The organism is Erythrobacter sp. S259 (assembly GCF_057364965.1).
Genome location: NZ_CP200286.1, coordinates 714,661 through 739,846 on the forward strand (window position 1 = coordinate 714,661; position 25,186 = coordinate 739,846).

Genomic DNA, 25,186 nt, shown 5'->3' on the forward strand with positions numbered 1-25,186 from the left:
ATAACAGCGCCGTCAATTGAGCGGGAATTGCCGATGTCAGCTGTCCTTGGCCTTTCTGAGAAAGGTCACGCCGACTGGCCGCGTCTTCGGGGGCTTGAAGAGCACGATCTTAGCCGTTTGACATTCCACCGCGCATACGCCCATGCGCTTTTGGGCCTGTTTGTGGCGCAGCTTTATTTAAGCTCAGTTGGGCTTTTGTGGGTCGGGTTATGGTTTGGCGCTCTTGCTTGTTTGCAAGTCTACGGAACCTGGGCAGATCGCCGCCGCCGCTCGCATACCAGCAAGGGTGCACATATTTTGCGGGGGCGGGTTCATTCATTCATGGCTATCGCATCGGCGGTTGTTTGGCTGGTCCCGCCAATTGTGTTTGCGCCTTACGGCTCTCAGGCTAGCGCGGTGACATTGCTCGTACTGATCGGGCTTTTGATGGCAGCGCGCGTCTATTTCTACACCACCACCCCGTTCAACATGGTCGTTGCCACCGCAATCAACGGCGTGGCGGCTTCTTTCCCGTTCCTCATCAATGGGGACTGGAGCGTTGTGGGCGGTATCATTCTCTTCACAATCTGCACCACGCTAGGCGCGGTCGAGGTGGGCCGCGCCCATATCAGCGCACGCATTGCAGAGAGCATGATCGCGGAAAAAGAAGAGGTCGTCTCGCTCCTTTTGCGCGAATTTGAGGAGAATGAAGCAGACTGGCTTTGGGAAATTGATACCCGCCGCCGGTTGCAATCGGTCAGCCCCCGCTTCGCTTTTGCGCTGAATGCTTCAGACACAGAGGTGGAGGGCAAACCACTCCTAGCGCTTATTGCTGGCGATAAATGGGAAAGCGGTGATTTCCCGCCCAGCCTTCATGAGCTTGCCGAAAAGCTGCGAAACAGGGAGAATTTTGCTAACCTGTTCGTGCAGGTCTCAATCAAAGGCGTGAAGCGTTGGTGGGAGCTATCAGGCACACCCATCCGCGATGAGCGCGGCAAGTTCACCGGTTTCAGAGGCGTTGGCTCTGATGTTACAGAGCAGCGGCAATCATCGGAAAAGATTGAGTATCTAGCGCGTTACGACACGCTCACCTCGCTACCCAATCGTTTGATGCTGACAGAGGCATTGGGCGATGCGCTTGAATATGCTGAACATTGGCGCACGCGCTGCGCGATGATGATGATCGACCTTGATCGCTTCAAGGCTGTGAACGATTCGCTCGGACACATGACCGGCGACAAGCTTTTGGCGCAAGTATCCGCGCGACTTGAATCGCTGATGGGCGATAACGCTATCGTTGGCCGGCTCGGCGGGGATGAATTCGCTGTGGTCATACGCGATGCGAGCGATCTGGAATACCTGCGCAGCCTCGCCAAGCGGGTAATCACCACCCTTTCTGAGCCCTACCAAGTCGATAACCACATGCTTTACGTGGGCGCAAGCGTAGGCTCAGCTGTCGGTCCGCGCGATGGCCGCACTGTCGAAGAACTGATGCGAAATGCAGATTTGGCGCTCTACCGTGCTAAGGACGCAGGCGGCGGCGAACATTGTCGTTTTGAGCAAAACCTGCACGCATCCGCTGAAGAACGGCGCCAGCTTGAAGCGTCTTTGCGCAAAGCTCTCAGCCTTAACGAGTTTGTGCTGCACTATCAGCCCGTAGTCGATGCCAGAAGCGAGAATATTGTGAGCTTCGAGGCTCTGGTGCGCTGGAACAGTTCAGAGCATGGCTTTGTCAGCCCAGGCAAATTTATTCCGCTCGCCGAAGACACCCGCTTGATCGTCCCGATTGGAACATGGGTCTTGCGTCAGGCTTGTCTTGAAGCGCGCAATTGGCCCGGTCATGTGAAGGTCAATGTCAATGTGTCGCCGGAACAATTGCTGGAACCTGATTTCCACCAAGAGGTGATCGACGCGCTCTCTGCCAGCGGCCTTCGCCCTGAGCGCCTCGAGATCGAGGTCACAGAGAGTATCTTCCTGCGCGATGCGAGTATCGCTCGCAATGCGTTGGAGCAGGTCATGGCGCTTGGCTGTTCGATTGCTCTTGATGATTTTGGCACAGGCTATTCCTCGCTTGGCTATTTGCGCAAGCTGCGGTTCTCAACCATCAAGGTTGACCGAAGCTTTGTGCAAGGCGCTTCGCAAGGGGCAAATGAAAGCCTTGCGATTATCAACGCAGTTGTTGCGATGGCGAAAAGCCTCGAAATGACTACAACTGCAGAAGGCGTTGAAAGCGCTGAAGAGGCTGACCTCCTTCGCAACCTTGGATGCGATAAGATCCAAGGGTTCTATTTTGGACGGCCCATGCCAAGCGGTGACGCAAAGGCACTGTTTGATGACAATTGGAAGCGGGCAAAGCACGCCTAACCCTAAGCCGGTCTCGTTACGCGGCGATCAGGCTTTCGATCACATTTTGAAACAGTACTCGCCCATCTGCCCCGCCAAGTGAGGGGTGTGCGGCCTGTTCCATTGCGCGTTCCGGGTGGGGCATCATACCAAGGATGCGGCCATTGGCGCTAAGAACGCCTGCTATATCACGCTGCGATCCGTTCACAGGCGAGCGATAGCGGAAGGCCACGCGGTCCTCGCCCTCGAGTGTATCAAGTGTGGCTTGGTCTGCGAAATAATTGCCGTCATGGTGCGCGACCGGAATGCGCAAGGTCTGGCCTTGCTCTAGGCTTTGCGTGAACAGCGATGTGGTGTTGGCAACTTCAAGATCGACCGTGCGGCACACAAATGTCTGCCCCGCATTGCGCATCAAAGCGCCGGGAAGAAGCCCGCTTTCGGTGAGAACCTGAAAGCCATTGCATACGCCCAGGACCGGCACACCGCGGTTCGCTGCTTCGACAACGGCGCGCAGCACCGGGCTGCGCGCTGCCATCGCGCCAGAGCGCAAATAGTCGCCATAAGAAAATCCGCCGGGTAGAGCGATAAAGTCGAGGCCAGCGGGAAGGTCAGCATCGCCGTGCCAGATCCGGACTGCCGGTTCCCCCGATACCATTTTCAAAGCGACAGCCATATCGCGGTCGCAATTGGAGCCGGGAAAGGTGATGACGCCGCCTTTGAAGGCCATTATGCGGGCTCCTTCACGCCGCCAAGCCGCTCGATCGCGTAGTTTTCGATCACCATATTGGCAAGCAGCTGCTCGCACATTTTTGTCAGCGTTTCGTCGGTTGTGCCGTCGGCCACATCCATTTCAATCATACGCCCGATACGCACGTCTTCGACGACATCAAAGCCAAGTCCATCAAGCGAATGATGCACCGCGCGTCCTTGAGGATCGAGCACGCCCGGCTTTAGCGACACAAGAATGCGAACTTTCATGGGACCGATTCCTCAGCTTGAATGTGGTGTTTGTGCATGCGCGTATAACGTCTCGTCGCGCGCGTGCAATGCGGGGCATCATGACAATCACCCGCGCGTATGGCCAAGGCGGTTCAGATGGTGGGCGCTTTTGTAAACAGGGCTTGGTAATTTGCGCGCTTTCGGTTAGCGGCAATAGCTCAGGGTGCCTATCAAGATACCCTAAGGAAGGCTGGCAGGAGGCGACCTGTCAGCCTTTCTTATTTGACGCTCCAGAGGCCGCAGCGTTTTCCCCCGCCTCAGGCGCTTCTTTCGGCAGCACGATAAATTCCACCGCATTTTCAGGTACTAGGAATTCCTTAGCAGTGGCGCTCAATTCCTCAGGCGTGATCGCGCGCAAAGTGTCGGGCCCCTCAAACCATCGCTCCAGCCTCTCTGCCTCGCTTTGGGCACGGTCGGCAAGCTGCATCCATCCCCCAAGCGATTTGAGAGCATTGTCATACGCCTCAAGCAATGGCTGCCGGGCGCGCTGAATAAGGTCGGGCTCAATCGGCTTTTCGCGAAAATCCGTGATCATCGCAGCGATGGCTTTGCGCGCCTCTTCGACTTCAGCCACATCAAGCGAGGCTGTGAGTGTGAAGGTGCCGTAGCCGGGGTAGATCTTGCTCATCGAACTGGAAGCGTTGGGGGAATAGGCCTGACCCAATTCCTCTCGCAGACGGTCGGTCAGCTCAATCCGGACCGTTCGTGCCAAAAGCGAAAGACGCAATTCCTGCGCAAAATCGCTGTCATCATCGGTTGGCCATACCATACGGACAAGCGCTTGATCGGTTTCCCCGTCATGGCTGAGGGTGTGCTGGAGGCGTTCTTTTGTAAAACGGCGTGTGCGCGCCTCGTTGCGGGGGCGAAATTCAGCTTCACGAGCAGGCAAGGCGCCGAGTGTGGCTGCAACGCTTGCGATTGCTGCGTTCTCATCAAAATCCCCGACAAGGGCGAGTTCAATCGCGCCGCTTTCCAGCCGGTCTCCAATAGCGCCTGCCAATTTGGCGTAATCGAGCGCAAAGAAGGCCTCTTTGGGCTGGAGGCTGAAACGCGGGTCTCCTTCTGAAAGGATCGCGCCTGCCGCATTGCCGTAGGCTCTGAAGGGGGTGGAATTGAGCGTTGCAAAGAAATTGTCGATACCGCGCTTAAATTGCTCAATACCTTCAGCGCGGTAGCCGGGATCTGTAAGACCTGCTGTGAGCAGTTGCATCTGCAAATTAAGGTCGCGCGGTGTCGTGCCGCCCGTGAAACTGAATGCTTCTGCGCTGTTGGATGCGCTGAAACCAACGCTGCGTCCTGCCAAAATAGTCTGCAATTCATCACGGCTGTGCTTGCCAAGCCCGCCTGCCGAAAGCGCTCCGATGAGATAGGTGCGCAGCGGATCTTCGGGCGTGTTCATAAGCGCACCGCCATCCAAAAGCAGCCGGTACGCCACGCGGTCTTCGCGAATGTCTGTCGTCTTGAGGGTCAGACGCACATTGTTGGCAAAGGTGATATAGCGAAAGCCCAGCCGCTCATCGCGTGTGTCGAGGACGACCTCTCCGGGAGTTCCAAAATCGCTGTAGGCAAACGCCTTTGCGCTTACCTCTTCGGGCGCGCTGATCGGCAACGCCATGGCCTCGGTAAAGGCCGTGCGCAGAGCATCTTCACCGCCTTCTGGCCGGATGCGGCCCTGAAAGCGGATCAAAGGATCGCCAAAGGGAATAAGGCGCTCGCGAAAGGCTGCGGCCACGCTTTCAGGCGTCACCGCGCTCGCGATGCGCTCGAACAAAGCCAGTGCGAACTTTGGCTCTGTTGGGACCGTCTCGCTCGCGACAAGGTTGAGTGCGCCTCTTGCATAGGCACCATTAGACCGCGTCACCGCGCCTGCCACTTGGTTTTCAAGCGTCGTGCGGATATTGGCGAGTTGTTCCGCGACCTCCGCTTTGGTGAAGCCGTGAACGGCGGCTTCGTGGACGATTTGAACAGCCGCCTGCATCGCCTCGCGCCATTTTCCATCCTCGCTTGCGATGGTCAAAGTGTTGGTGCGTGCGTCCTCGAAGATAGAGCCCTGCGAGAACCGGGCAGCGCGAAAGGGTGGCTGCGCCGAGCGGGCAGCACGCGATATGCGCCGCCGGATGATCCCATAAGCGATCCCTCGCAAAATTGATTGCTCGCGCGCTGTGACCGTGTCCGGCTCGTCGATATACGGCGCCAGCATGGTCAGCGTCAGGCTTTCGGAAAGCGCCGGATCGAGGAAAATATCGCTCTCACCCTTCCGGCTCACATCAACTGGTCCGGTCAACGGTTCTGCTGGCACAGGTGCAGGCGCCCAATCGGAAAACCGCGAGCGGATCGCCTGTTCCATTACCTCAATCGGAAAATCGCCGACAATGACAAGCACTGTGTTCGAAGGTGTGTAGGTCCGCTCGTAAAGCCCGCGAAGGTCAGCTGCGCTCGCATTTTCAATGACTTCCAGCGTTCCAATTGGCAGGCGCTGTGTGTAGCGCGCGCCGGGGGAGATAAATTCAAACCCATCTTCGCGCGCACGCTGGGAATAGCCGCGCCGATCGCGGCGTTCGGCTAAGATCACGCCGCGTTCCCGATCAACGGCGTCAGGTGCGATGGTAAGCTCGCTTGCAGTTTCGCGCATGAGCATCATTGCTGTTTCAAGCAGCGCCTCATCATTGCGCGGCAGATCAAGCATGTAGGTAATCGCCTCGAACCCGGTCGCCGCGTTGGTATCAGCGCCAAAGGCGAGCCCCTCACGCTCTAGCAAGGGGATCATCTCACCTTCGGGAATATTGGTCGAACCATTGAAGGCCATGTGCTCCAAGAAATGAGAGAGGCCGCGTTCGTTCTCGTTCTCAGCGAGCGATCCAGAACCGATGCGCATTCGAACAATTGCGGTGCCTTCAGGCGTTGCATTCTCCCGCAGGATATAGCGCATTCCATTGGGCAGGGTGCCGAAAACATACGCCGGATCAACGGGGACGTCGCTGGCCTCATAGGCCCATGTGGGCTCCGCTTCGCTGCTGCTTGCAGCGCTTGTTTGGTCCTGTTGCTGCGCTGCGAGCGGCGCAAACAGGGCGAGCTGCGATAGGGCGAAGGTCCCTGCGACAAAGGCGCAGGCAGCAAATTTCATCAATGCTTCTAGTCTTTCATCTCTTTGAGATGCTGAGACTAACCACTCTTTGATGTATGTCAGCTTATTTCTTTGAAGGAGGTGTCCCGCGCAGGCGCGAACGGTGGCTGGATAGGTCGAGGACCTCGCCCGGCCCTGTGTCCTCATTCTGCAACAAGCCGAGGCGGCGCGCAACCTCGCGGTAAGCCTCTTCCTCACCGCCCATATCGCGGCGAAAGCGGTCCTTGTCGAGTTTTTCACCGCTCGCCATATCCCACAGGCGGCACCCGTCGGGGCTGATCTCATCGGCGAGGATCACGCGGCTGAAGTCGCCGTCGAAAAGCCGGCCAAACTCGAGTTTGAAATCGACAAGCCGGATGTCGATTGCGGCAAACAGTCCGCTCAGAAAATCATTGATGCGGATCGCCATGGACGAGATATCCTGCATCTCTTCCTGACTGGCCCAATTGAAACAGGCGATGTGCTCTTCTGCGATCAATGGGTCGCCCAGCGCATCGTCCTTGTAGTAATATTCGATCAGTGTGTGGGGGAGGGGCTCGCCCTCTTCCAATCCCAAGCGCTTGCAAATCGAACCCGCAGCAACATTCCTCAAAACCACCTCAATCGGGATGATCTCAACCTGACGCACCAATTGTTCGCGCATATTGAGGCGGCGAATGAAGTGGGTGGGAATGCCGATGTGCGAAAGGCGGGTGAAGACATGCTCGCTAATGCGATTGTTGATCACGCCTTTGCCGTTGATTGTGCCCTTTTTTTCCGCGTTAAATGCGGTTGCATCATCCTTGAAATATTGGATCAGCGTGCCGGGTTCTGGACCCTCATATAGGATCTTGGCTTTGCCTTCGTAGAGTTTGGAGCGGCGGGACATTTTTCAAGAGTTCCCTTATATTCAGCGTGGTGCCCGGGGGCGGAATCGAACCACCGACACGCGGATTTTCAATCCGCTGCTCTACCCCTGAGCTACCCGGGCATTCGCTGCGGCGACGAGGCTTGAAAAAGCGCCCCGGCGAGCAAATGAAGCGGCGCTATGGCGCGGCTTGGGCAACTTGGCAAGAGAGAAATGGGCCGCAATTCGCCTTTTATGCCTAATCTCGGTTTTCCCACTCGCTTTGGACGAATTGTTCAGGATCGGCAGGCTCACCGGGGACGGAGTATCCATCGCCAAACCACCGCGCCAGATCGCGGTCCTTGCAGCGCTGTGAGCAGAAGGGCGTAAATTCCTCGGTGCGGGCGCGCTTGCAGATAGGGCAGAGTTTGGCGGTGTGGTTCATTGCGCTATAATCTGGGCTTGGGGCGCTTCGAGTGCAAGGGCAGGATTTGTCTCTATCCGCACCTCGCGGCCTGTGCGGCGGCGAAGTTCGTCCAGCCATTCGGATTTGAGTTTTGCCTTAAGGGCAGGGTGAACGGTGAGGAGCAGCACAGGGCCGGTGCCTTCTGCGCGCTCAGCGACCCGCAACGCATACCGGACGCACATGCCGGTGCGCGAAGTGGCAAACCTGTGCAGCAGCGAGGGCCCTTCAAGGCGCGCAATGATCTGGACAAAGCCAAAACCGTTCATGGCAGTGCGCTCATGCGGCCAATCGTTGAGCGCATAGCCCAATGCCTCGTCCACCGCGCGGCGATCGGCTTTGGCCTCAAGCGTTGGAAAGTCGATCCCGATGTTGCCGCCCATATCAAACCAGCGCAGCGCCTTTGCGATGGCAGGGACGGCCGCGAGGGCGAGTTCGCGGGGTGGGAGCGCGCCGTCCACGTCGATCACCGTCATGCCCGGCGTCACCGCGCACAGGATTTCGCCGCCAGAAAAGGCTATGCGGCCCGAAGATGCCGCGTGCCAAACCTCTTCCCATGCGCCCGCTTCAAAGCGGTGAGTGGGCGTGCCGCGGCCTGAGGGCGGGGCAGGGCAGCCTTCCACCCAGCGTGCCTGCGGCAGTTTAAACCGGCCTCGTTCTGCAATAGGCCCGCGCGCTATGCGCACATGTCCGCAAAGTCCTTCGGTGGCCTCTTTGGGCAGGTGGTCAACCAACGTCTCTTGCCCGTTCTTAAGGGTGACTGTCCCGCGCCTTGCGCCGCTTGCCTTGTGGGTGAGCTGAGCCGAATGGATCGACCCTGCGGTGAGTTCGCCGGGCCATTGGAGGCGGCTCGCGATGACCTCGCCATTTTCAATGAGAAGCTTGCGGGTCTCACCGATGCCGTGTTCGATGAGCCACGTCACAGGCCCACCCCGCTGCGACTAAGCTCGCCTTCGGCTCGCCAAGTCTCGCTCCCCTCCCGCATGCGGGAGGGGTTGGGGGTGGGCAAATCCTGACGTTTATCCAATCTCAAACCCTGCAGCCTTCAAAAGCGCCCGCGTTTCATAAAGCGGCAATCCCATGACGCCCGAGTGCGAGCCTTTCATCCACTGGATAAGAGCCTCAGCTTGTCCCTGGATCGCATAGCCGCCTGCTTTCCCGCGCCATTCCCCGCCCGAGATATATGTGTCGACCTCCTCGGTGGAGAGGTTTTTGAAGCGCACGACATTTTCGTTGAGCCGCTCGCGCACGCTCCCATCAGGCGCTCGCAAAACCACACTGGTGAGGACAACATGCCGCCGACCTGAGAGAAGCTTCAAGCAATCGCGCGCCTCACTCTCTTCCTCGGTCTTAGGCAAAATTCGGCGTCCCGCGGCAACCACTGTATCGCCTGCCAGAACAAAGCCATCCGCCGAAACCGCAAGCGCTTTTTCCCGCCCCATGCGCAGTGCATAGTCGCGCGGGCGCTCTGCCGAGGCAGGCGTTTCATCAATATCGGCCGGCGTCACGGCGTCAGGCGTTACCCCGAGGCGCGCCAATAGGTCTCGCCGCCGGGGCGATGCAGACGCAAGGGTAAGGTGAAGCGCGCTCATCGGCGCACAGGCTTATTGTGGTCCGGGACCGCCGCGGCCCGGCATAAAGCGATAGGTGATGCGCGCCTTGGTAAGGTCGTAGGGCGTAAGTTCGCAGAGCACTTCGTCACCCACCAGCACGCGGATGCGGTTCTTGCGCATTTTGCCAGCGGTGTGTCCAAGCACTTCGTGACCGTTTTCAAGCTCTACCCGGAACATCGCGTTTGGGAGCAGCTCGACGACGCGCCCGCGCATTTCGAGTAGTTCTTCTTTGGCCATGGGTTTCCTATATCTCGTTTCTTTACCGGGGCAGACTGAATGCCGCCCGTAATGTGGTGGGTGTTAGTCGTATCTTGCGGGCCGTTTAGCGATGGTGAGAACAAAAGGGAAGCCTCGTGCGTTATTGACAAAATTCGGAGCGAAACGAGTGCTGTGTTGCATCAAATCCTGTGCCGTACCCGTTTGTTCTGATGCAAAGTGATACAAAGCATCGCTGTAATTGGCGGCGTTAACAGCTCAATAGGCCCTGAATGACCCTCTTCCGCTTTCCCCGAGCCGCCCTTCTTGCGGGCGCTTCAGTCTGTGCAATTATGGCTCATCCTGCGATCGCGCAGGAAAGCGAGCCTCTTGTTGAGCAATCTCCGGAACCTATTGAAGATGAAGCAGGAGTTGGCAGCATCGTCGTTCAAGGCAGGCGGCTTCGCGGCCAGCTTGATGTCGAGCAGGCTCCCATTCTTGAACTGAATGAAGAGGAGATTGCCGCTGAAGGTGTCGCCTCGATTGCCGACCTGGTAACGCAGATCACGGCGCAATCCGGCTCATCGCGTGGGCGAGGGGGCGGCGGAAGGCCGGTCATCCTCGTGAACGGTATTCGCCCCGGTTCCTTCCGTGAGCTTTTCCAATACCCGCCCGAGGCACTCGAAAAAGTTGAGGTCTTCCCAGAGGAAGTTGCCCAGCGTTTCGGTTTTGCCCCTGATCGGCGCGTGATCAACCTTATCCTTAAAGACAATTACCGCAACGCGGAGGTTGAGTTTGAATTTGAAGGCCCGTCGCGCGGCGGATATTACCAGCGCGAACAAGAGCTTGGGTTTTTGCAAATCGCCAATGGCGCACGGATCAATGTCAATCTGGAAGCAAACGACACCTCACTCCTGACCGAAGATGAGCGCGACATTATGCAAACGGATGGGTCAATTTCCGATGTGCAGGGCGATCCTGATCAAGCGCCGTTTCGCTCGCTCATCGCTGACAGCCGGTCACTCGAAGGCAATGTAAGCTGGGCCAAAGCGTTTGTTGACAGCGGAATATCTGTGTCGGCCAATGCCAATTATGAGCGCACCGACAGCCTGTCTTTGCAAGGTCTCAATATAGTGACTTTGACAGATGGCGCAGGCAACAGTGCAATTCGCACATTCGGCGAGGAAACGCCGCTGGAAAGCCGCAGATCGCAGGATTTGGTGAACGCCTCAGGTTCGTTCACCAGCCCCATCAACGCCTTCCGCTTGACCAGCACGATTGATGCCGGTTTTTCTGAGACCACCCAGCGCATCGACAGCCGGTTCGACACGTCCGAATTGCAGGCCCAAGCGCTTGCGGGCGCGTTGGCGCTGGACGCTGCGCTGCCCGCCAGCGTTGAAATCACCACCGACACGGCATTTTCGCGCAGTATCACGACAAGTTCGCTCACCACATTGCGCGGCCCGCTGGCGTATCTGCCAGGGGGAGGGGTCATTGCGACTTTTGATGTCGGCTATGATTGGCAGCGTCTTGAGAGCGACGACACGCGCACCAATCTGCCTGTGCGCCTAAACCGGGGCGACCTGTCGACAGGCGCCAACTTTGTCATCCCGATCACCAGCCGCCGCGAGGGGTTTGCTGATGCGCTGGGCAGCTTCACCCTCAATGCGCAAGTGGGTCTGCAAGAGCTGTCGGACTTTGGCACTTTGGGGGACTACACCCTTGGGCTCAGCTGGTCTCCGTTTGGAAATCTCGATTTATCGGCAAACTACATTGTTCGCGATGTTGCGCCGGGGATCAGCGCGCTTGGCGCGCCGCTGGTTGAAACTTTGAATGTGCCCGTGTTCGATTTCGTCAACGGCGAAACGGTTCTTGCAACGGTGACAACAGGCGGCAACCCTGACCTCGTCGCAGAGACCCAGCGCGACTGGAAATTTGCCGCCAATTGGGAGCTTCCCTTTTGGGAAGGCGCGCGGTTTCAGGTCGAGTATATTCGCAACCGGTCCGATGATGTGGTGAGCGCGTTTCCGCAAGTGACCTCGGAGATCGAAGCCGCCTTTCCTGACCGAATTACGCGCGATGCAGGCGGGACCTTGATCGCGCTTGACCGCCGCCAAGTGACCTTTGCCGAAACACGCGCGGATAGGCTTAGCTTCAGCCTGAATTTGCGCGGGAGGATTGGTGGGAGCGAGCGCGGAGGCCCTTCCGGTCCTGCTCGCGGTGGTCGCCTAGGTGGCCGCGGCGGACCGAATGCAGGCGCAGAACGCCCAGCAATCGCTTCGGCGGCGGCTGGACCTCCTCCGGGCGCAGCAGGCCCTCCTGGAAACGGCACACCAGCAGCAGGCGGCGCTCCAGCAGCAGGCGGCGGACGGCGCGCCGCGTTTTTGCAACTGCGGGAGCGGATCTGCGCCGATGATGGTCTGGAGGTGCTTACCCGCCTCGCCAATGCAATCGCGAATGGAGAAGATGTTACGGCAATCATTCCGGGAGGCGGCTCCCCGCGCTTGATGCGCATGGTAGAGCGGATGAAGGACGCAGATGGTCAGATTGACCCGGAACGCCTCGCCGCGGCGCGCACCCGCATCTGTAGCATGGACCCAACCGCCATGAGAGGGCCGCGCGGTGGTCCTGCGGGCGGCCCTCCAGGCGGTCCCCCCGGTGGGTCTTTCGATGGTCCTCCTACCAATGGCCGCCCCGCTGGACGTCCAGCCGGGCCAATGGGTGAAAGCTTTGCAGCCTTCCGTTCACTGGTGTGCGCTGAGGATGGCGAGACGAAGCTGCGCAATCTCGTTGCGCGTATTGAGCGCGGCGAGGATGTGTCAGACGCCATTCCCGGCTTTGATCCCAATATGGCCGGCTTTATGATCGACCGGCTGCGCGGTGAGGACGGCACGCTTTCCTCTGAGCGGATTGCGGGTCTTCGTGCACGCTTCTGCGAGGCAGAATCTGGCGGCGCATCCGGCGGCGCATCTGGCGGTGCATCCGGCGGTTCTGGCAGTGGTAACTCCAATACCCAACGCGGCGGTCCGCCCGCTGGCTTTAACCCGCTTGCACGGCGCAATGCCCCAGGTTTTCGCTATTTCCTCTCGCTCAACCACACAATTGAGCTTGAAAATGAGATTCTGATCGCGCCTGGCCTCGCGCCGCTTGACCAGCTTGATGGACAATCCACCAACGCCTTTGGCCAGCCGCGTCACAACACGCGCCTTGAAGCCGGGCTGTTTGGGCAAGGTATGGGTATGCGCCTCTCGGGACGTTACACTGGCCCCACGCGGCTCGACGGATCGGGCCTCCCCGGATCGAGCACGATCTTCTTCAATGATATCGCGCGATTTGATCTCAGGCTGTTTGCCAATATCGACCAGCTGACCGGCAGCCAAAGCCCAATTTTGAAGAATGTGCGCGTCTCATTGCGCGCCGACAATATTTTTGATGCACAGCTCAATGTCGTAGACGAGAATGGCGACACACCGCTGAACTTCCAACCGCTTCTGATTGATCCAGTTGGCCGTTTCGTCGGCATTGATATTCGCAAATTGTTCTAGGGTCTGGGTTTAGCCTCAGGCTGTTTCTAGCTTGGGGAACATCCAGCTTTGATGGATGGGGGCTCGGAATGGAGCCCATTCACCTTCAGCCTGCGCAAGGCGGTCTGCAATGGCGATCATCACGCTGGGATTCACGCCAAGCCCGAGATGGCTTGCAAAAACGCGGATGTTTTCCGTTGGAGCGCCGCTCGCTTTGTCCGGGTCCTGAACGCTGCCGCGCCAATGAACCACACCGTCGGTTTTGGTGAGAACCGAGGTTGTGGGTACAGGCGGTGCCACATCAAGCCCGCGGAACTGACCATCGCGGATTTCTTCAGGCTCATTGCCGTTGAAAAACTCAAAAAGACGCGAGGCATTGGTATGCGCGCGGTCATCGGTGATCGGGCTACCAAGGCTCATCACAAGACGGATTTTCTCAGGGCGAAGCTTTGCCAGCTCGCGCGCCAGCACTCCGCCAAGGCTCCATCCAATCAGCGAGATTTTGCGGCCACTTTCCTCAAACAAACGGTCAATCTGCGCCTCGAGCTTTGAAACAAGCTCTTCGTTGACGCGGACATTGCGGCCAGAATCCCAGCCATGGGCGTCATAGCCAAGGCTTTTTAACAGCCCGCGCAAAGGCACGGTTGAGCTGTTGGTGGCCATGAAACCGGGAAGCGTCATCACGCTATGCCCGTCACCTTTTGGCAGGGTGGAAAGGTAGGCTCTGGAGGCGAAAAATGCGCCAAATTCAAACACGGCGCGCCCCTCAGACAAGGCCCAGAATGGGTGCGGTGCGCGCGGTTCGACCGGCACTTTGCCGCGTGTTTTGGTGTCATCGACAACGATGCTGCCGGGCAGGGGAGGGAGTTTGCGCAATGTGGGAAGGGTGGCCATTATTTGCTTTCCTCGGCAATACGCGCTGCCGAGGCTTTGGCAGGCTTGCGTTTGGCTGGTCTTTTGGCCGCAGTTTTTTTGCCTGCGGATTTCGTGGCTGCAGGTTTCGTGGCTGCGGGTTTCTGGGCCGCGGACCTCTTGGCTGGAGCTTTACGCGGGGCTGCCTTTTTCGCAACCGGCTTCTGGGTCGGTGCCGGAGCTTTTTGCGCTGCTTTGGCCGCCGCGAGCATCTCATCAAAGCTTTTCTTGAGACACTCAGAATAGAACTCAGGATCAGGCATAAGGTCGCGGCAGGCGGTGAAGCTGATATAGGCCTCGTCGCAGTAGGATTGCACAACGTGCGCGAGGCCCAGACCATCAGAAAGACAGATCAGCGACAAAGCCATGCTTTCCATCTTCGCACCCGCCGAATAGATCGGAACGGGCGGCCCCGGCACGTTCGTCACCACCGTATTGAACGGCATAGCGACGCGGTGGGCGATGCTGACACGGCTGAACAATTGCGCACCCAGAGCCATATAGAGCAGCGGATTGACCTTCGAGACCTCGGTCATCGTGCGTGCGCCCATGGCATTGGTCATTGCTTTGGAATTGCTGGTGCGGCCAAAGACGTATCTGAGGCGCTCCGCCGGGTCAGCAATATGGGTGCCCAAAGGAGCGATCATGGCTGCGACCTCATTGCCCATGTCGCCCTTTTTATCGCTTGAGCGCACCGAAATCGGCGCCATGGCGGTCATGGTTGCTTTGGGCAGATCGTCTTTTGCCGTCAGATATTTGTGCAGCGCCCCGCCGATAATGGTGAGCGCGACATCGTTGACCTTGGTTATGAGGTCAGGCGCAAGCGCGCGGATCGTTTTGATATCTGCAAGCGCGAAGCGTTGACCTTCCACCACGCGGTGGGGCGAGATGGATTTGTTGAAGCGCGTGCGCGGCGGCACATAGTCGCTGGTGAGTTTAAATTCGCTCGTGATGAGGCCCTTGATCGCATTCGCTACGCCCGGCACCGCCTGGGCTGCGACCTTTGCTTGTTTGAGCGGATTAATCAGACCGTTGATGTAAGACTTCCCTAGAAGTTCGACCGGACCAGGGATTTTCTCAGGCTTCCACTCATCGGGCTTGTTTGGCGGCGGCGCGTGCGGGGCGAGCGTGTGGATCGCCTCCATCAGGTCAATCCCGCTCATCCCGTCGATGGCCGCGTGGTGAACCTTTGTCACAAAGGCGAAGCACCCGGGAGGATAGCCCGGCACATTGTCCAAGCCCTCAACCACGGTGAACTCCCATGGGGGACGGTTGAGGTCCAGGGGCCGCGCGTGAATACGCGCGGTTTGGATGCACAATTGCCGCCAATCACCCGGCTTGGGCAGAGCCACATGGCGAAGGTGATATTCGAGGTCGAAATCCGGGTCTTCAATCCAATAAGGATAATCGAGGTCAAACGGCACGCGCACGAGGCGCTGACGCATGGTTTTGGAAAGCTGCAAGCGGCTGCGGAAGAATTCAAGGATGTCTTTGAAACGCACAAATCCGCCGGGGGCTGTTGCCGGATTGTAGATCAGCAGATTGCCAATGTGCATTGGAGAATTGGGCGATTCCATCGCCACAAATGATGAATCCATGCCCTGCAGTTGCTGCAAAAGTGCTCTCCTACGATTATCCCTACCGGCCGTGTTTCCCGGTCCCTGTTGCAAGAGGTAGCACTTCTTTGAAACGTGACAAGCTGACGCCCACGTTATGCTTGGCCAGTCAGGTGGAGCTCAAAGCATCACCGCAAGCAACGCCGCTCGCCCAGGCCCATTGGAAATTGTAGCCGCCAAGCCAGCCCGTCACATCCACTGCCTCTCCGATAACGTAAAGCCCGGGGATGCTCTTGGCTTCCATCGTCTTGCTGGACAGCTCGCTGGTGGCGATACCGCCGATGGTGACTTCGGCCTTGGCGAAACCTTCCGAACCGCTGGGGCAGAAGCGCCAGTTGGCAAGCTTTTCTCCAGCGTCTTTCAATGCCTTGTCGGACACATTGCCCAGTTCGCTGTCGATGCCAAGTTTCTCTGCAAGCGCATCAGCGAGACGGTCAGGCAGGTGTTCTCGCAAAGCTGACTTGATGCGAGCACGCGGGCGGTCGCGTTTGAGCTCTAACAGCCAATCGGTATCGGCTTGGGGAAGGAAGGTGATCCCCACTTCCTCTCCGGGGCGCCAGTAGGAGGAGATTTGCAGGATTGCGGGGCCTGAAAGCCCTTTGTGTGTGAAAAGCGCCGCCTCATCGAAGCTTGCCCTATAGCGTCCGGGGCGTTTCTTTGTTCCAGCGGTCGCGCGCACCGGGGCCGACACCCCGGAAAGCTCGCGAAACAGAACGTCATCTCCGCCAAGCGTCAGCGGCACGAGGGCAGGGCGCGGTTCGACCACTTTGAGGCCGAACTGCCGCGCAAGGTCATAGGCAAAGCCGGTTGCGCCCATTTTCGGAATGGAGGGCCCTCCAGTGGCGATCACGAGGTTGGGGGCGGCGAAGGTCTGTCCGCTGGCTGAGACTGCGAACATGTCGCCATCTTTTACAACCGCACTGATAAACGCATCGCACAGGACGTCCACGCTCTCCCCGCATTCATCGAGGAGCATCTGCACAATCTGTTTGGCGGACCCATCGCAAAACAGCTGGCCCAGCGTCTTTTCATGCCAAGCAATGCCGTGTTTATCGACGAGTTCTATGAAATCGCGAGGGGTATAACGGGCCAGCGCTGACTTCGCGAAATGCGGGTTGTCGGAAAGGTAATTCGCAGGCCCCGCATCCACATTGGTGAAATTGCAGCGCCCACCGCCAGAAATCAGGATTTTCTTCCCCGGCTGCTCCGCCTTTTCCAGCACCACGACGCGAAGGCCGCGCTTGCCAGCTTGCGCAGCGCACATAAGGCCAGCAGCGCCGCCGCCGAGGATTATCGCGTCATAATGCTCCATTTTGTAGCCGATAGAGGCTCGCCCGCTCATTGCCAATGGACGGGTGTGCGTCCTATCTATGCCGCATGCCCAATGCGCCGAAGAAAGATGGAACGGGACGCCCCTATAATCCCGATGGTGCTGAGCGCTTCAATGAAGCTCAGGCGGCCACCACCGTTGCGCGCGCCACACCCAATTTAGAGGTCGGCGTCGCCGCCATTCGCGAGGTTGTAAACACGCTCAAACCCATTCCGGGCGTCTACCGGATGCTCGATGCGCGCGGCGATGTGCTGTATGTTGGCAAGGCGCGCAGCTTAAAGGCGCGGGTGGTCAATTACACAGCTGTCAATCAGCTTACGAACCGGCTCCAGCGTATGGTCTCGCAGTGCCGCTCGATGGAGATTGTCACCACCAACTCAGAGGCTGAGGCGCTGCTCCTCGAAGCGCAGCTGATCAAAAGATACCGCCCGCCTTTCAACGTGTTGCTGCGCGATGATAAGAGCTTTCCTTTCATCCTTTTGCGCGCCGATCACGAATTCCCGCGCATCCACAAACATCGAGGGGCACGGCGGGCGAAGGGCAATTATTATGGACCGTTCGCCAGCGCTGGATCAGTCAACACGACGCTTAATGCGCTGGAGAAACTATTCCTCCTAAGGTCTTGCACAGACAGCTTTTTTAACAATCGCGATAGGCCATGCCTGCTCTATCAGATCAAGCGGTGTTCTGCGCCGTGTGTGGGCCGGGTAAGCGAGCCTGACTATGCCGCGCTGGTCGCTCAAGCGAAGGATTTCCTCGCAGGCAAATCGGGCAAGGTGCAGGCCGATCTTGAAAAGCAGATGGCCAAGGCTGCCGAAGACTTGGATTTTGAGACAGCCGCGATCCTTCGCGACCGACTGCGCGCGGCGACCTTTATCCAAGGCTCGCAGGCTATCAACGCCAAGAATGTGGGCGATGCGGACGTCTTCGCGATTGCGGCAAAGGGCGGGCAGATGTGCGTCCAAGCTTTCTTTATCCGTGGCGGGCAAAACTGGGGCCACCGCGCCTTTTTCCCCAGCCACATCAAGGATGTCGAAGAAGCGCAAGTCCTCGCCAACGTCATGCTGCAATTTTACGAGGAAGTGCCGCCGCCGCCGAGCGTTCTGGTGGACCGCGAACTGCCCGAGGAGGAGCTGATAGAGGCCGCTCTTACCGAGCTTGCCGATAAGAAAGTCACCATCTCGATCCCTCAGCGCGGCGACCGGCGCAAGTTGATGGCGCAGGCCGAGCGAAACGCTGTGGAGGCGCTTGATCGCAGGCTCGCCGAGAGCGGGACCAAGGCTAAAGTTCAGCGCGAGTTGGCTGAATTTCTGGAGCTCGACGAGCCGCCGCAGCGCATCGAGGTGTACGACAACTCCCACATCCAAGGCGCAAAGGCCGTGGGCGCGATGGTGGTCGCATCGCCCGAAGGCTTTGAAAAGTCGCAATATCGCAAGTTCAACATCAAGTCCGCGCAGACCAATGACGACTTTGCGATGATGCGCGAGGTGATGGAACGCCGCTTTCGTAAGTTTGCGGAAACCACCAACGGCGAAGGCCCACCCCAACCCCTCCCGCAAGCGGGAGGGGAGCCAAAGGCCACAAGTCCATCCTACCCGACCTACTGCTGATCGACGGCGGGAAAGGCCAATTGTCCTCAGTGATGAGCGTGCTCGAAGAATACGGCCTAGCCGATGCGTTCGCAGTCATCGGCATCGCCAAAGGCCCCCACCACGGGCGCGAGGGGCGCGAGGTGTTCCATTTTCCTGACGGACGCGAAAAGATGCTACCGACCAATTCGCCCGTGCTTTATTACGCCCAGAACCTGCGCGATGAAGTCCACCGCTACGTCATCGGCGCGCACCGTGCGAAACGCTCCAAAGCGATCACCGCGAGCCCTTTGGACGAAATCCCCGGCATTGGCCCGGCCCGCAAACGTGCGCTGCTTCTCCATTTCGGCACCGCCTCAAAGGTCCGCGCCGCCTCGCTGCAAGACCTCCAACGAGCCCCTGGTGTTAGCGATGCGGTGGCGAGGACGGTGTACGATTTCTACCATGCGGGTGGGTGAAGAGACTTGGCAGACTTTTCTACCGAGCCAACGGAACGCTCTTGAGCCCCAGCACGCCTTCATCATTATTCCTTGAAAGGCTGCCGCATGCCGAACTCAAGTTGGATGACATCGGCGCAAGTTCGGGCATGCCGTCAATCGCTGCCAGAACGATGGTTCTCGTGTCACTGTCATTAAAGCCTGCATGATGAAAAGCATTGCCGATGCGGCGACAAAATCCGAGCAAGCTTGTCCTGCGAGCAGCGGTGTCCGCAGATTGGTCCGGGCGATTTTTAAAGTCGTCAGAAACAAGAAAATCCTTGTACCATTGCTGATCGCTCAAAAATTGCTGGACGGTCTTATTGGCCGCCATTTCAAAGTTTAAAATGGTGCCGGTAGACGGATTGGCTTGATGACCGTTATCGCACAAATCCTTTGTTTCAAACATAGATTTGCGCGGGCATGCGAGGGCGAGCCAATAGGAAAGATAGATGGATTCTTTGCTCGAACGTCTGCGATTTGTAGAGCCAATTCTTCGGTTGCGCTCGTGTGATGTGATTTCAAACGGCAGTTGAACGATAACCAAAACCCGCTTTTTCTCGTGCCAAGCCTCGATGCTGAAGCCGTCTTCCACCGTTTCATCGAAGCTTTTGTCAAACAACGAACTCCCGACCTCATTGATGGCATTCGAGGTTTTGGTGAGTTGATCGTTATTGATCGAGGTAAGCAAAGTGGAAGTAGGAGCGACCAGCTTCACGGCGTCTTGAACAGCATTGAGCACTTCGACGGCACCAGAATAGCTTGTGCGGAAAGAATGTTGAGCGCGGGCTGTGACATCCAGTGTCGTGTTGGAGTTCACCTTGAAATAAGTCTGATCGAATGCATGGTTTCGGAGGCTTGTCGTGAATTCGACCCCGTTTTCACCTTCCTCGTTATATTTGAAGGTGGAAAGGGGGATGGGAAACTGGACGGTGGGTGCAGCCATCTCAATTTGCAGCGAATGCGAGGTTTCGATGACACGGTCCGAAAACAGTTTGGCAAGCCAGCCTCTGCCTTCGAATGAATAGACGCGTTGTCCATCATATTGAAACACGGGCCCAGGCTTGACGACCCAGCGCGTATAATTGCCTGCCAATGGTCGGCCAACGCTATCTTCTTCAGGTTCACAAGCGATCATGGAAATGTAGCCAGTGGCGCGAAAACCATCTTGAATGACTTCCAAGTCAGCTGTGTTGGCATCGCTTGACGAGCTTGCATTGCATATCGTTGTTGCGTCTACATCTGCCCCGATACTGCCGTTCTCACTCTCTTGCGCCGAAGCTGCAAATGAAAACGATGAAAGCGCAAATGACGATATAATAATCCTTGTGTATAAAAGTTTCATATTTCCACCCCCTATGCAAAGCAGACATCTGCTTTAGCTAGTAAGGGTATGCGGATTAGTGGCGAACTTGTAAAGTCGTTCGCATTCTCTTCTCTGAAGATAGACCTGAGTTCAAATCAAAATAAAGCCCGGCGCCGCAATTGATGCGGGCCGGGCCTTTTTTCGACTATGTGCGAGGTTTACTTTGGATAGACCCAAGTGCTGCCACGCTCGAGGTTTTCGCTCGCGAAAGCCCAGTTGAGTTTACCGTCAACAACCGCGTCAAGATACGCAGGGCGCGCATTGCGGTGGTCGATGTAATAGGCGTGCTCCCACACGTCGATTGTCAGAAGCGGATTAAAGTCGCTGTCTGCAAGCGTGTCGCCGTCGTGGGTTTCTTGGATGGAGAGTGTGCCGTCTTTTTCGGCAAGCCATACCCAGCCGCTGGCAAAGTGGCCTGCGCCGCGCGATTTGAGCTGCGACTTGAGTTCATCAATCGAGCCAAACGCGGTTTCAATCTTCGCTTTGAGTTCGTCTGAAGGTGCGGTTTCTTCACCGGCGAGCGAATGCCAGTAGAACGCATGGTTCCATGTTTGCGCGGCGTTGTTGAACAGGCCAGCGTTCGATGCGCGGGCATCGGCAACAACGGCCTCAAGAGCTGCATCATCGTGCGCTGTGCCCTCGATGGCTGCGTTCATTTTGTCCACATATGCCTTGTGGTGCTTGCCATGGTGGAATGACAAGGTTTCCGATGAGATCGCTGGTGCGAGCGCGTCGTCGCCGTAGGGTAGGTCGATGAGATCAAAAGCCATCTTAGAAAGTCTCCTGGGTTGGAATTGGGTGTCCATTAGCCAATGCTTGGACTGGAGAAAAGTTGCAATTTTACTGTTTCAGATCGCGGCGCCTCCAAGAAGCTGGATCACGAATTTGTAAAAAGGCGTCTTTGGGGACTTGGCACAAACCTGGTACTTAGCTTACCAGTTCAGCGCATGATCGGTTATCGGGTCGCCGTGGTTAAAGACAAAAGCATGGAACCGCGACTGCCAAAAGGCAGCGTGGTCCTCTTTAAGTCTAAAATACGTCCAAAGCGGGGAGACACCGTTTTGGCGCTCCATCCAGATATTGGCAAAATCGTCCAAAAGGTCACCGCTGTGGGCCGCAAAGGCGGTGTCCATTTGAGCGCAGAGCGCAAAGGCGGGTCTGAAGTGCAATCGGCGGGCCGCGTAGCACCAGAAGATGTACTGGGCGTAATGGTTCGCCGTTTGGTATAGAAGGCGCGCTTAAGCGGCAGCCGTCTGGGCGCGGAGAGCGGCGTCTTTGCGCAATTGGGAATGCTCGACCCAGGCTGCGTGCACACCGCTTGAGATTTTGTGCGGAAGCCGGGCGCGCGCGACCGGGCCTTTGGTGATGTCGCTTGCATCGAGGATGGCCAGCTCAGAGGCGGCGGTGTTCTCGTCGATGAGAAATGTGACAAGATATCCGTCGTCTTCGCTAACCGCCTGTTTGCGCGGCACCATCGGGCTCTCACTCGCGTAAACCCCTTGAGGCAGCGCAAAGACCTGTTCCTCACCCGTCTGCGTGTCGTGGCGGACATATCCGTTAAACAAAAACCACCCGGGCCGCGTCGTTGTGGACCAGATGTAGCGGCTTTTCCGCATGAGATAGGCGGGGTTGATCGTTCCAAATTCGGTGATCCTGTCGCACAGACGCTCTTCGGCTGTCTCGCCCGTTTTCAGGTTAAAGCGCCAACGGTGCAAGCGGCTTTGGAAGCTGTGCTCATCCACATAGGCCATCATATGACTGTATTCGCCCGCTTCTTCGAGAGGGTCGGGCATGGGTTTGTCCTGATAATACCCCTCCAGAACAACTTCGTCGCCTTCCTCCCAGGCATTCGTCCAGTGCAGGACATAGGTAGGAGACGCTTCAAACCAGCGGATATCCTCTGGCTGACCATAGCGCGGGATGAGGGCGAACCGCGTAGGAATGCCGTCATGAATGCGCGCCGCATGAATTTTACGATCCAGCAGGTTTTCGTCCCAAAACAGCGGCATATCGTTGAGGATCGACCAATTCTTGGTGATCGCCATATCATGGGGCAGGCGCGGGCCGGGGAGGGGAATGGGTATATAATGCGCCAGTTTGCCCATCCGGTCGACCACACCGTAATGCATGAAGGGCGCATATTTGGAGTAATTGAAGAACATCAGCTCGCCTGTTTCTTCATCGACCTTGGGGTGAGCGGAAACTCCATCAACCGGGCCCCATGACGCTTTGCCAAGGTTTTCGAGCGTTACCGGGTCCATCTGCCAAGCTTCCCCGCATTGATAAAGCGTCGCGAGCGCGGTGCCTGCGTGCACGATGATATCGGTGGAGCCTGTATCTTTCAGCCCCTCATGCGCGCCAAAACCGGGGCGTTTTGACGTGCCATGCGGGTCCATCAATCCGCCCCACAATGCGCCGCCTGCGATCTGTTCCTGTTTAAAGCAATGGGTGCGGATGAAGCGGTTGCGGTAGCTTGCCTTGCCGCCCGAAATGTTTACCTGATGCACCATACCATCGCCGTCAAATGGGTGATGACGGCCCAGCGGCTGGTGCACTGGATTCTCGGTGTTGCGCAGATAAACACCGTCAATATCCGCCGGGATTTCGCCTTCAATCAGCTCAAGCTCCTCCGCATCCAATTCTTCATGAACCGGCGTCCATGGTCCGCTCAAATAGGGGTGGTTCGAAGGCTCAAGCGTGGTTTTGACAGGTGGCCGGCGTGTGATCTGCATGTGTCTCTCCAGAGGGGCATGGTAGCCAAGAAGCGCGGCAAAACAAAGGCTACCTCAGCCCATGATGATATGCGGCAAGAACCTTGCAAGATCGCGCGTAATTGGGCTCGCGTCTTCGCGGATCGACATGCCCGCAGGGTCATCGCCAACGACCCAGCTTCCGATCACTGCATGATTGTCGCCAGAACGGGCAATCGGCGCATAGCCTTGCACAATATGCCCTTCCGCGCCGTACCCTTCGGCGGGCCCCACATGACTGGCCTCTCCGTCGAACAGCGCAATATCTGCGCCCTCGCGGCTAAAGAACGGCTTTTTGACATGCGCCTGCGTCTCCAACTCGCGGGCGCCGTCAGTGCCTGTAAAGAAGGCGGGCACGAGATTGCGGTGCCCCTGATGTCGCTGCCACAAAAGGGGCATGATCGCTTTGTTCGAAAGGATCGCCTTCCAAAGCGGCTCGATAAAATTGCACGAGGCTCCGGCGAGCTGGGCGGCGCTCTCTTCGAGGATCATATCCTCCCACGGATAAAGTTTGAACATGGCGCCAATCCGGTAGCCTTCCGGGTCCATAAATTCGCCTTCTTCGTCGATCCCGATTTTCTCGATATCGACAAAGCGCGTCTCCAATCCCGCCTGCCCTGCCACGTCCTCAAAGTAAGCGACGGTTGCGCGGTCCTCAACATGCGCTTCGACAGCGGAGAAATGGCACAAGGAGCCTGGTGTCAGTATTTGGGCAAAGCGTTCAACAAGCGCTTCATGCAATCGGTTGAATTGGTCAGTGCTTTGCGGAAGCTCTCCGAGCTCAATCATGTCTTCGAGCCATTTCCACTGGAAGAAAGCGGTCTCGTAAACGCTTGTCGGGGTATCGGCGTTGAACTCTAAAAGTTTGGCGGGCCCATCTCCGGTGTAAGCAAAGTCAAACCGGCCATAAAGCGAGCAATCCCCGCGCTTCCAAGAATTCGCAATCGGGTCCCACATATCTCGCGGGATCGCCAGAGCTTCCATCATCTGTTGGTCATGGCATACATCATCCACGAGGCTTAGACACATGGCATAAAGCTCGGTCGTAGGGTCTTCGATCTCGTCTTCGACCTCGCGCAGCGTGAACTGCCAGCAGGCGCGTTCATCCCAGTAAATTTCGCCGTCAACATGATGAAAAACAAACCCATTTGCCTGTGCCACATCTTGCCAATTGGGTCTTTCGGGAAGCGATTTGCGCAGCATTCTTGAGCCTTTCTTCAGGGCTTTTAATCAAAATCCACCTTACGATAACCTTTTTGCGATAGCCCGAAACGCTCAGACCGGAAGTCTTACGGGGAAAACGTGAAAATGGCCGCAAATAGATCGAAGCGTTCGTCCAATGTTCGCCTGACAACGATGGCAGCACTCAGCTCTGGCGTCATGCTCAGCGCATGCGGCGGCGATCCTGCACCAGCAGCCAAGGCATTGACCCCAGGGGAAAAGATGGACGTCGAAGTCGAAGTTTTTGAGAATGTCTTCGCCTGCGCCAAAGCGACCGGGAAATCGAACGAAGAATGCGAGAACATGCGTCAGGAGGCGGCCCAAATCGCTAAGAAGGACGCACCGCGTTTCGAGGCGAAAGAAGACTGCGAAGCTATGTATGGTCCGGGCCAATGCGTTCAGGACACCCCGCCTGAAGAAGAGCAGACGTCTGGCCGCCGCTCTCACTATTCCGGATTTATTGTTGCTTGGTTCTCAAGCAAAAAAGACGGCAAAACCGGCCCGCTCTATAAAAGCACAGCCGGCGGCTATCAGACCGCCAATGGCTCGCGCCTTGGATATGGCGGTGCGCCGGGCAAATATCTCGCCTCTAATCGGTCAATGGAGCGCGCCAAGAGCGTGCCCAAAACCAAGCCTGCCTCGCAAATGGCTCGCAAGGCCGGTTTTGGTACGCCGGGTTACGGCAAAAAGGATTCTGATTTCGGCAAGACCCGTATGGCAGGCGGTGCAGGCGGCGGCCTGTTTGGCAAGACAAGCGCGCCTGCTGGCAATGCTGCACGCAGCAAGGGCGGTTGATCGCTCGGCGTTGAATTTTCCTACATTCCTATGACGCGCTAGCCTCCGCAAGCTTCGGTTTCGCG

19 protein-coding genes, 1 tRNA gene and 1 pseudogene are annotated in these 25,186 nt (G+C 57.5%); 5 read left to right on the forward strand and 16 right to left on the reverse strand.

Features of this window, described 5'->3' with window-relative positions; all coding sequences use genetic code 11:
- Positions 1-33 precede the first annotated feature (33 nt).
- Complete coding sequence (locus tag AC0V60_RS03320; RefSeq protein ID WP_486177124.1) at positions 34-2,343, forward strand: putative bifunctional diguanylate cyclase/phosphodiesterase; 2,310 nt, start codon at positions 34-36, stop codon at positions 2,341-2,343.
- A 16-nt stretch (positions 2,344-2,359) separates the two neighbouring features.
- Here AC0V60_RS03320 and purQ read toward each other — a convergent pair whose 3' ends face one another.
- The 9 genes from purQ to infA all read right to left on the reverse strand — a co-directional run bounded on the left by purQ (position 2,360) and on the right by infA (position 9,584).
- Positions 2,360-3,049, reverse strand: coding sequence for a phosphoribosylformylglycinamidine synthase subunit PurQ (gene purQ, locus AC0V60_RS03325; RefSeq protein WP_486177125.1), 690 nt, complete (start codon positions 3,047-3,049; stop codon positions 2,360-2,362).
- Positions 3,049-3,300: a phosphoribosylformylglycinamidine synthase subunit PurS gene (purS, locus tag AC0V60_RS03330; protein ID WP_486177126.1), complete on the reverse strand. Its 252-nt coding sequence runs from the start codon at positions 3,298-3,300 to the stop codon at positions 3,049-3,051. The genes purQ and purS overlap by 1 nt, the downstream gene beginning before the upstream one ends.
- A 229-nt stretch (positions 3,301-3,529) precedes the next feature.
- The gene (locus AC0V60_RS03335) at positions 3,530-6,445 is read right to left on the reverse strand and encodes a M16 family metallopeptidase (protein WP_486177127.1); all 2,916 of its coding nucleotides are present in this window, start codon (positions 6,443-6,445) and stop codon (positions 3,530-3,532) included.
- A 64-nt stretch (positions 6,446-6,509) separates the two neighbouring features.
- Positions 6,510-7,313: a phosphoribosylaminoimidazolesuccinocarboxamide synthase gene (gene purC / locus AC0V60_RS03340; protein WP_486177128.1), complete on the reverse strand. Its 804-nt coding sequence runs from the start codon at positions 7,311-7,313 to the stop codon at positions 6,510-6,512.
- A gap of 27 nt (positions 7,314-7,340) precedes the next feature.
- A tRNA-Phe gene (locus tag AC0V60_RS03345) sits at positions 7,341-7,415 on the reverse strand.
- A gap of 115 nt (positions 7,416-7,530) precedes the next feature.
- The gene (locus AC0V60_RS03350) at positions 7,531-7,716 is read right to left on the reverse strand and encodes a DNA gyrase inhibitor YacG (RefSeq protein ID WP_486177129.1); all 186 of its coding nucleotides are present in this window, start codon (positions 7,714-7,716) and stop codon (positions 7,531-7,533) included.
- Positions 7,713-8,657, reverse strand: a complete 945-nt coding sequence (locus AC0V60_RS03355) for a ribonuclease (RefSeq protein ID WP_486177130.1) — start codon at positions 8,655-8,657, stop codon at positions 7,713-7,715. Before AC0V60_RS03355 ends, AC0V60_RS03350 begins: the two co-directional genes overlap by 4 nt.
- Before the next feature lie 96 nt (positions 8,658-8,753).
- Positions 8,754-9,326, reverse strand: a complete 573-nt coding sequence (locus tag AC0V60_RS03360) for a Maf family protein (protein WP_486177131.1) — start codon at positions 9,324-9,326, stop codon at positions 8,754-8,756.
- A gap of 12 nt (positions 9,327-9,338) precedes the next feature.
- Positions 9,339-9,584, reverse strand: coding sequence for a translation initiation factor IF-1 (infA, locus tag AC0V60_RS03365; RefSeq protein ID WP_007163491.1), 246 nt, complete (start codon positions 9,582-9,584; stop codon positions 9,339-9,341).
- A gap of 311 nt (positions 9,585-9,895) precedes the next feature.
- Here infA and AC0V60_RS03370 point away from each other — a divergent pair, with 311 nt between their 5' ends.
- A complete protein-coding gene (locus tag AC0V60_RS03370) occupies positions 9,896-13,087 on the forward strand; it encodes a TonB-dependent receptor (protein ID WP_486177132.1) in 3,192 nt (1,063 codons plus the stop codon).
- Between the two features lie 15 nt (positions 13,088-13,102).
- On the opposite strand, the gene AC0V60_RS03375 is transcribed toward AC0V60_RS03370, so the two are convergent.
- The 3 genes from AC0V60_RS03375 to AC0V60_RS03385 all read right to left on the reverse strand — a co-directional run bounded on the left by AC0V60_RS03375 (position 13,103) and on the right by AC0V60_RS03385 (position 16,906).
- Positions 13,103-13,960: a lipase family alpha/beta hydrolase gene (locus AC0V60_RS03375; protein ID WP_486177133.1), complete on the reverse strand. Its 858-nt coding sequence runs from the start codon at positions 13,958-13,960 to the stop codon at positions 13,103-13,105.
- Entirely contained in the window at positions 13,960-15,576 is a 1,617-nt protein-coding gene (locus tag AC0V60_RS03380) for a WS/DGAT/MGAT family O-acyltransferase (protein WP_486177134.1), read from the reverse strand. Before AC0V60_RS03380 ends, AC0V60_RS03375 begins: the two co-directional genes overlap by 1 nt.
- 127 nt (positions 15,577-15,703) lie before the next feature.
- Complete coding sequence (locus AC0V60_RS03385) at positions 15,704-16,906, reverse strand: BaiN/RdsA family NAD(P)/FAD-dependent oxidoreductase (protein ID WP_486179420.1); 1,203 nt, start codon at positions 16,904-16,906, stop codon at positions 15,704-15,706.
- A 65-nt stretch (positions 16,907-16,971) separates the two neighbouring features.
- Here AC0V60_RS03385 and uvrC point away from each other — a divergent pair.
- A pseudogene (gene uvrC, locus AC0V60_RS03390) lies at positions 16,972-18,971 on the forward strand (excinuclease ABC subunit UvrC).
- A 19-nt stretch (positions 18,972-18,990) separates the two neighbouring features.
- On the opposite strand, the gene AC0V60_RS03395 reads toward uvrC, so the two are convergent.
- Entirely contained in the window at positions 18,991-19,935 is a 945-nt protein-coding gene (locus tag AC0V60_RS03395; RefSeq protein WP_486177135.1) for a hypothetical protein, read from the reverse strand.
- A gap of 578 nt (positions 19,936-20,513) precedes the next feature.
- Complete coding sequence (locus tag AC0V60_RS03400; protein WP_486177136.1) at positions 20,514-21,125, reverse strand: superoxide dismutase; 612 nt, start codon at positions 21,123-21,125, stop codon at positions 20,514-20,516.
- 177 nt (positions 21,126-21,302) lie between these two features.
- Between AC0V60_RS03400 and AC0V60_RS03405 the strand changes: the two genes are divergently transcribed.
- Positions 21,303-21,584 carry a S24/S26 family peptidase gene (locus AC0V60_RS03405; protein WP_486177137.1) on the forward strand — a complete coding sequence of 94 codons (282 nt, stop codon included), beginning with the start codon at positions 21,303-21,305 and terminating at the stop codon, positions 21,582-21,584.
- A gap of 9 nt (positions 21,585-21,593) precedes the next feature.
- Here the strand turns inward: AC0V60_RS03405 and AC0V60_RS03410 are convergent, their stop codons facing one another.
- Together AC0V60_RS03410 and AC0V60_RS03415 are read right to left on the reverse strand one after the other, a co-directional pair.
- Complete coding sequence (locus tag AC0V60_RS03410) at positions 21,594-23,087, reverse strand: carotenoid oxygenase family protein (protein ID WP_486177138.1); 1,494 nt, start codon at positions 23,085-23,087, stop codon at positions 21,594-21,596.
- 54 nt (positions 23,088-23,141) lie between these two features.
- Positions 23,142-24,308 carry a glutathionylspermidine synthase family protein gene (locus AC0V60_RS03415; RefSeq protein ID WP_486177139.1) on the reverse strand — a complete coding sequence of 389 codons (1,167 nt, stop codon included), beginning with the start codon at positions 24,306-24,308 and terminating at the stop codon, positions 23,142-23,144.
- A gap of 105 nt (positions 24,309-24,413) precedes the next feature.
- On the opposite strand from AC0V60_RS03415, the gene AC0V60_RS03420 reads away from it, so the two are divergent.
- Positions 24,414-25,121 carry a DUF1190 domain-containing protein gene (locus AC0V60_RS03420; RefSeq protein ID WP_486177140.1) on the forward strand — a complete coding sequence of 236 codons (708 nt, stop codon included), beginning with the start codon at positions 24,414-24,416 and terminating at the stop codon, positions 25,119-25,121.
- The last annotated feature ends 65 nt before the right edge of the window (positions 25,122-25,186 follow it).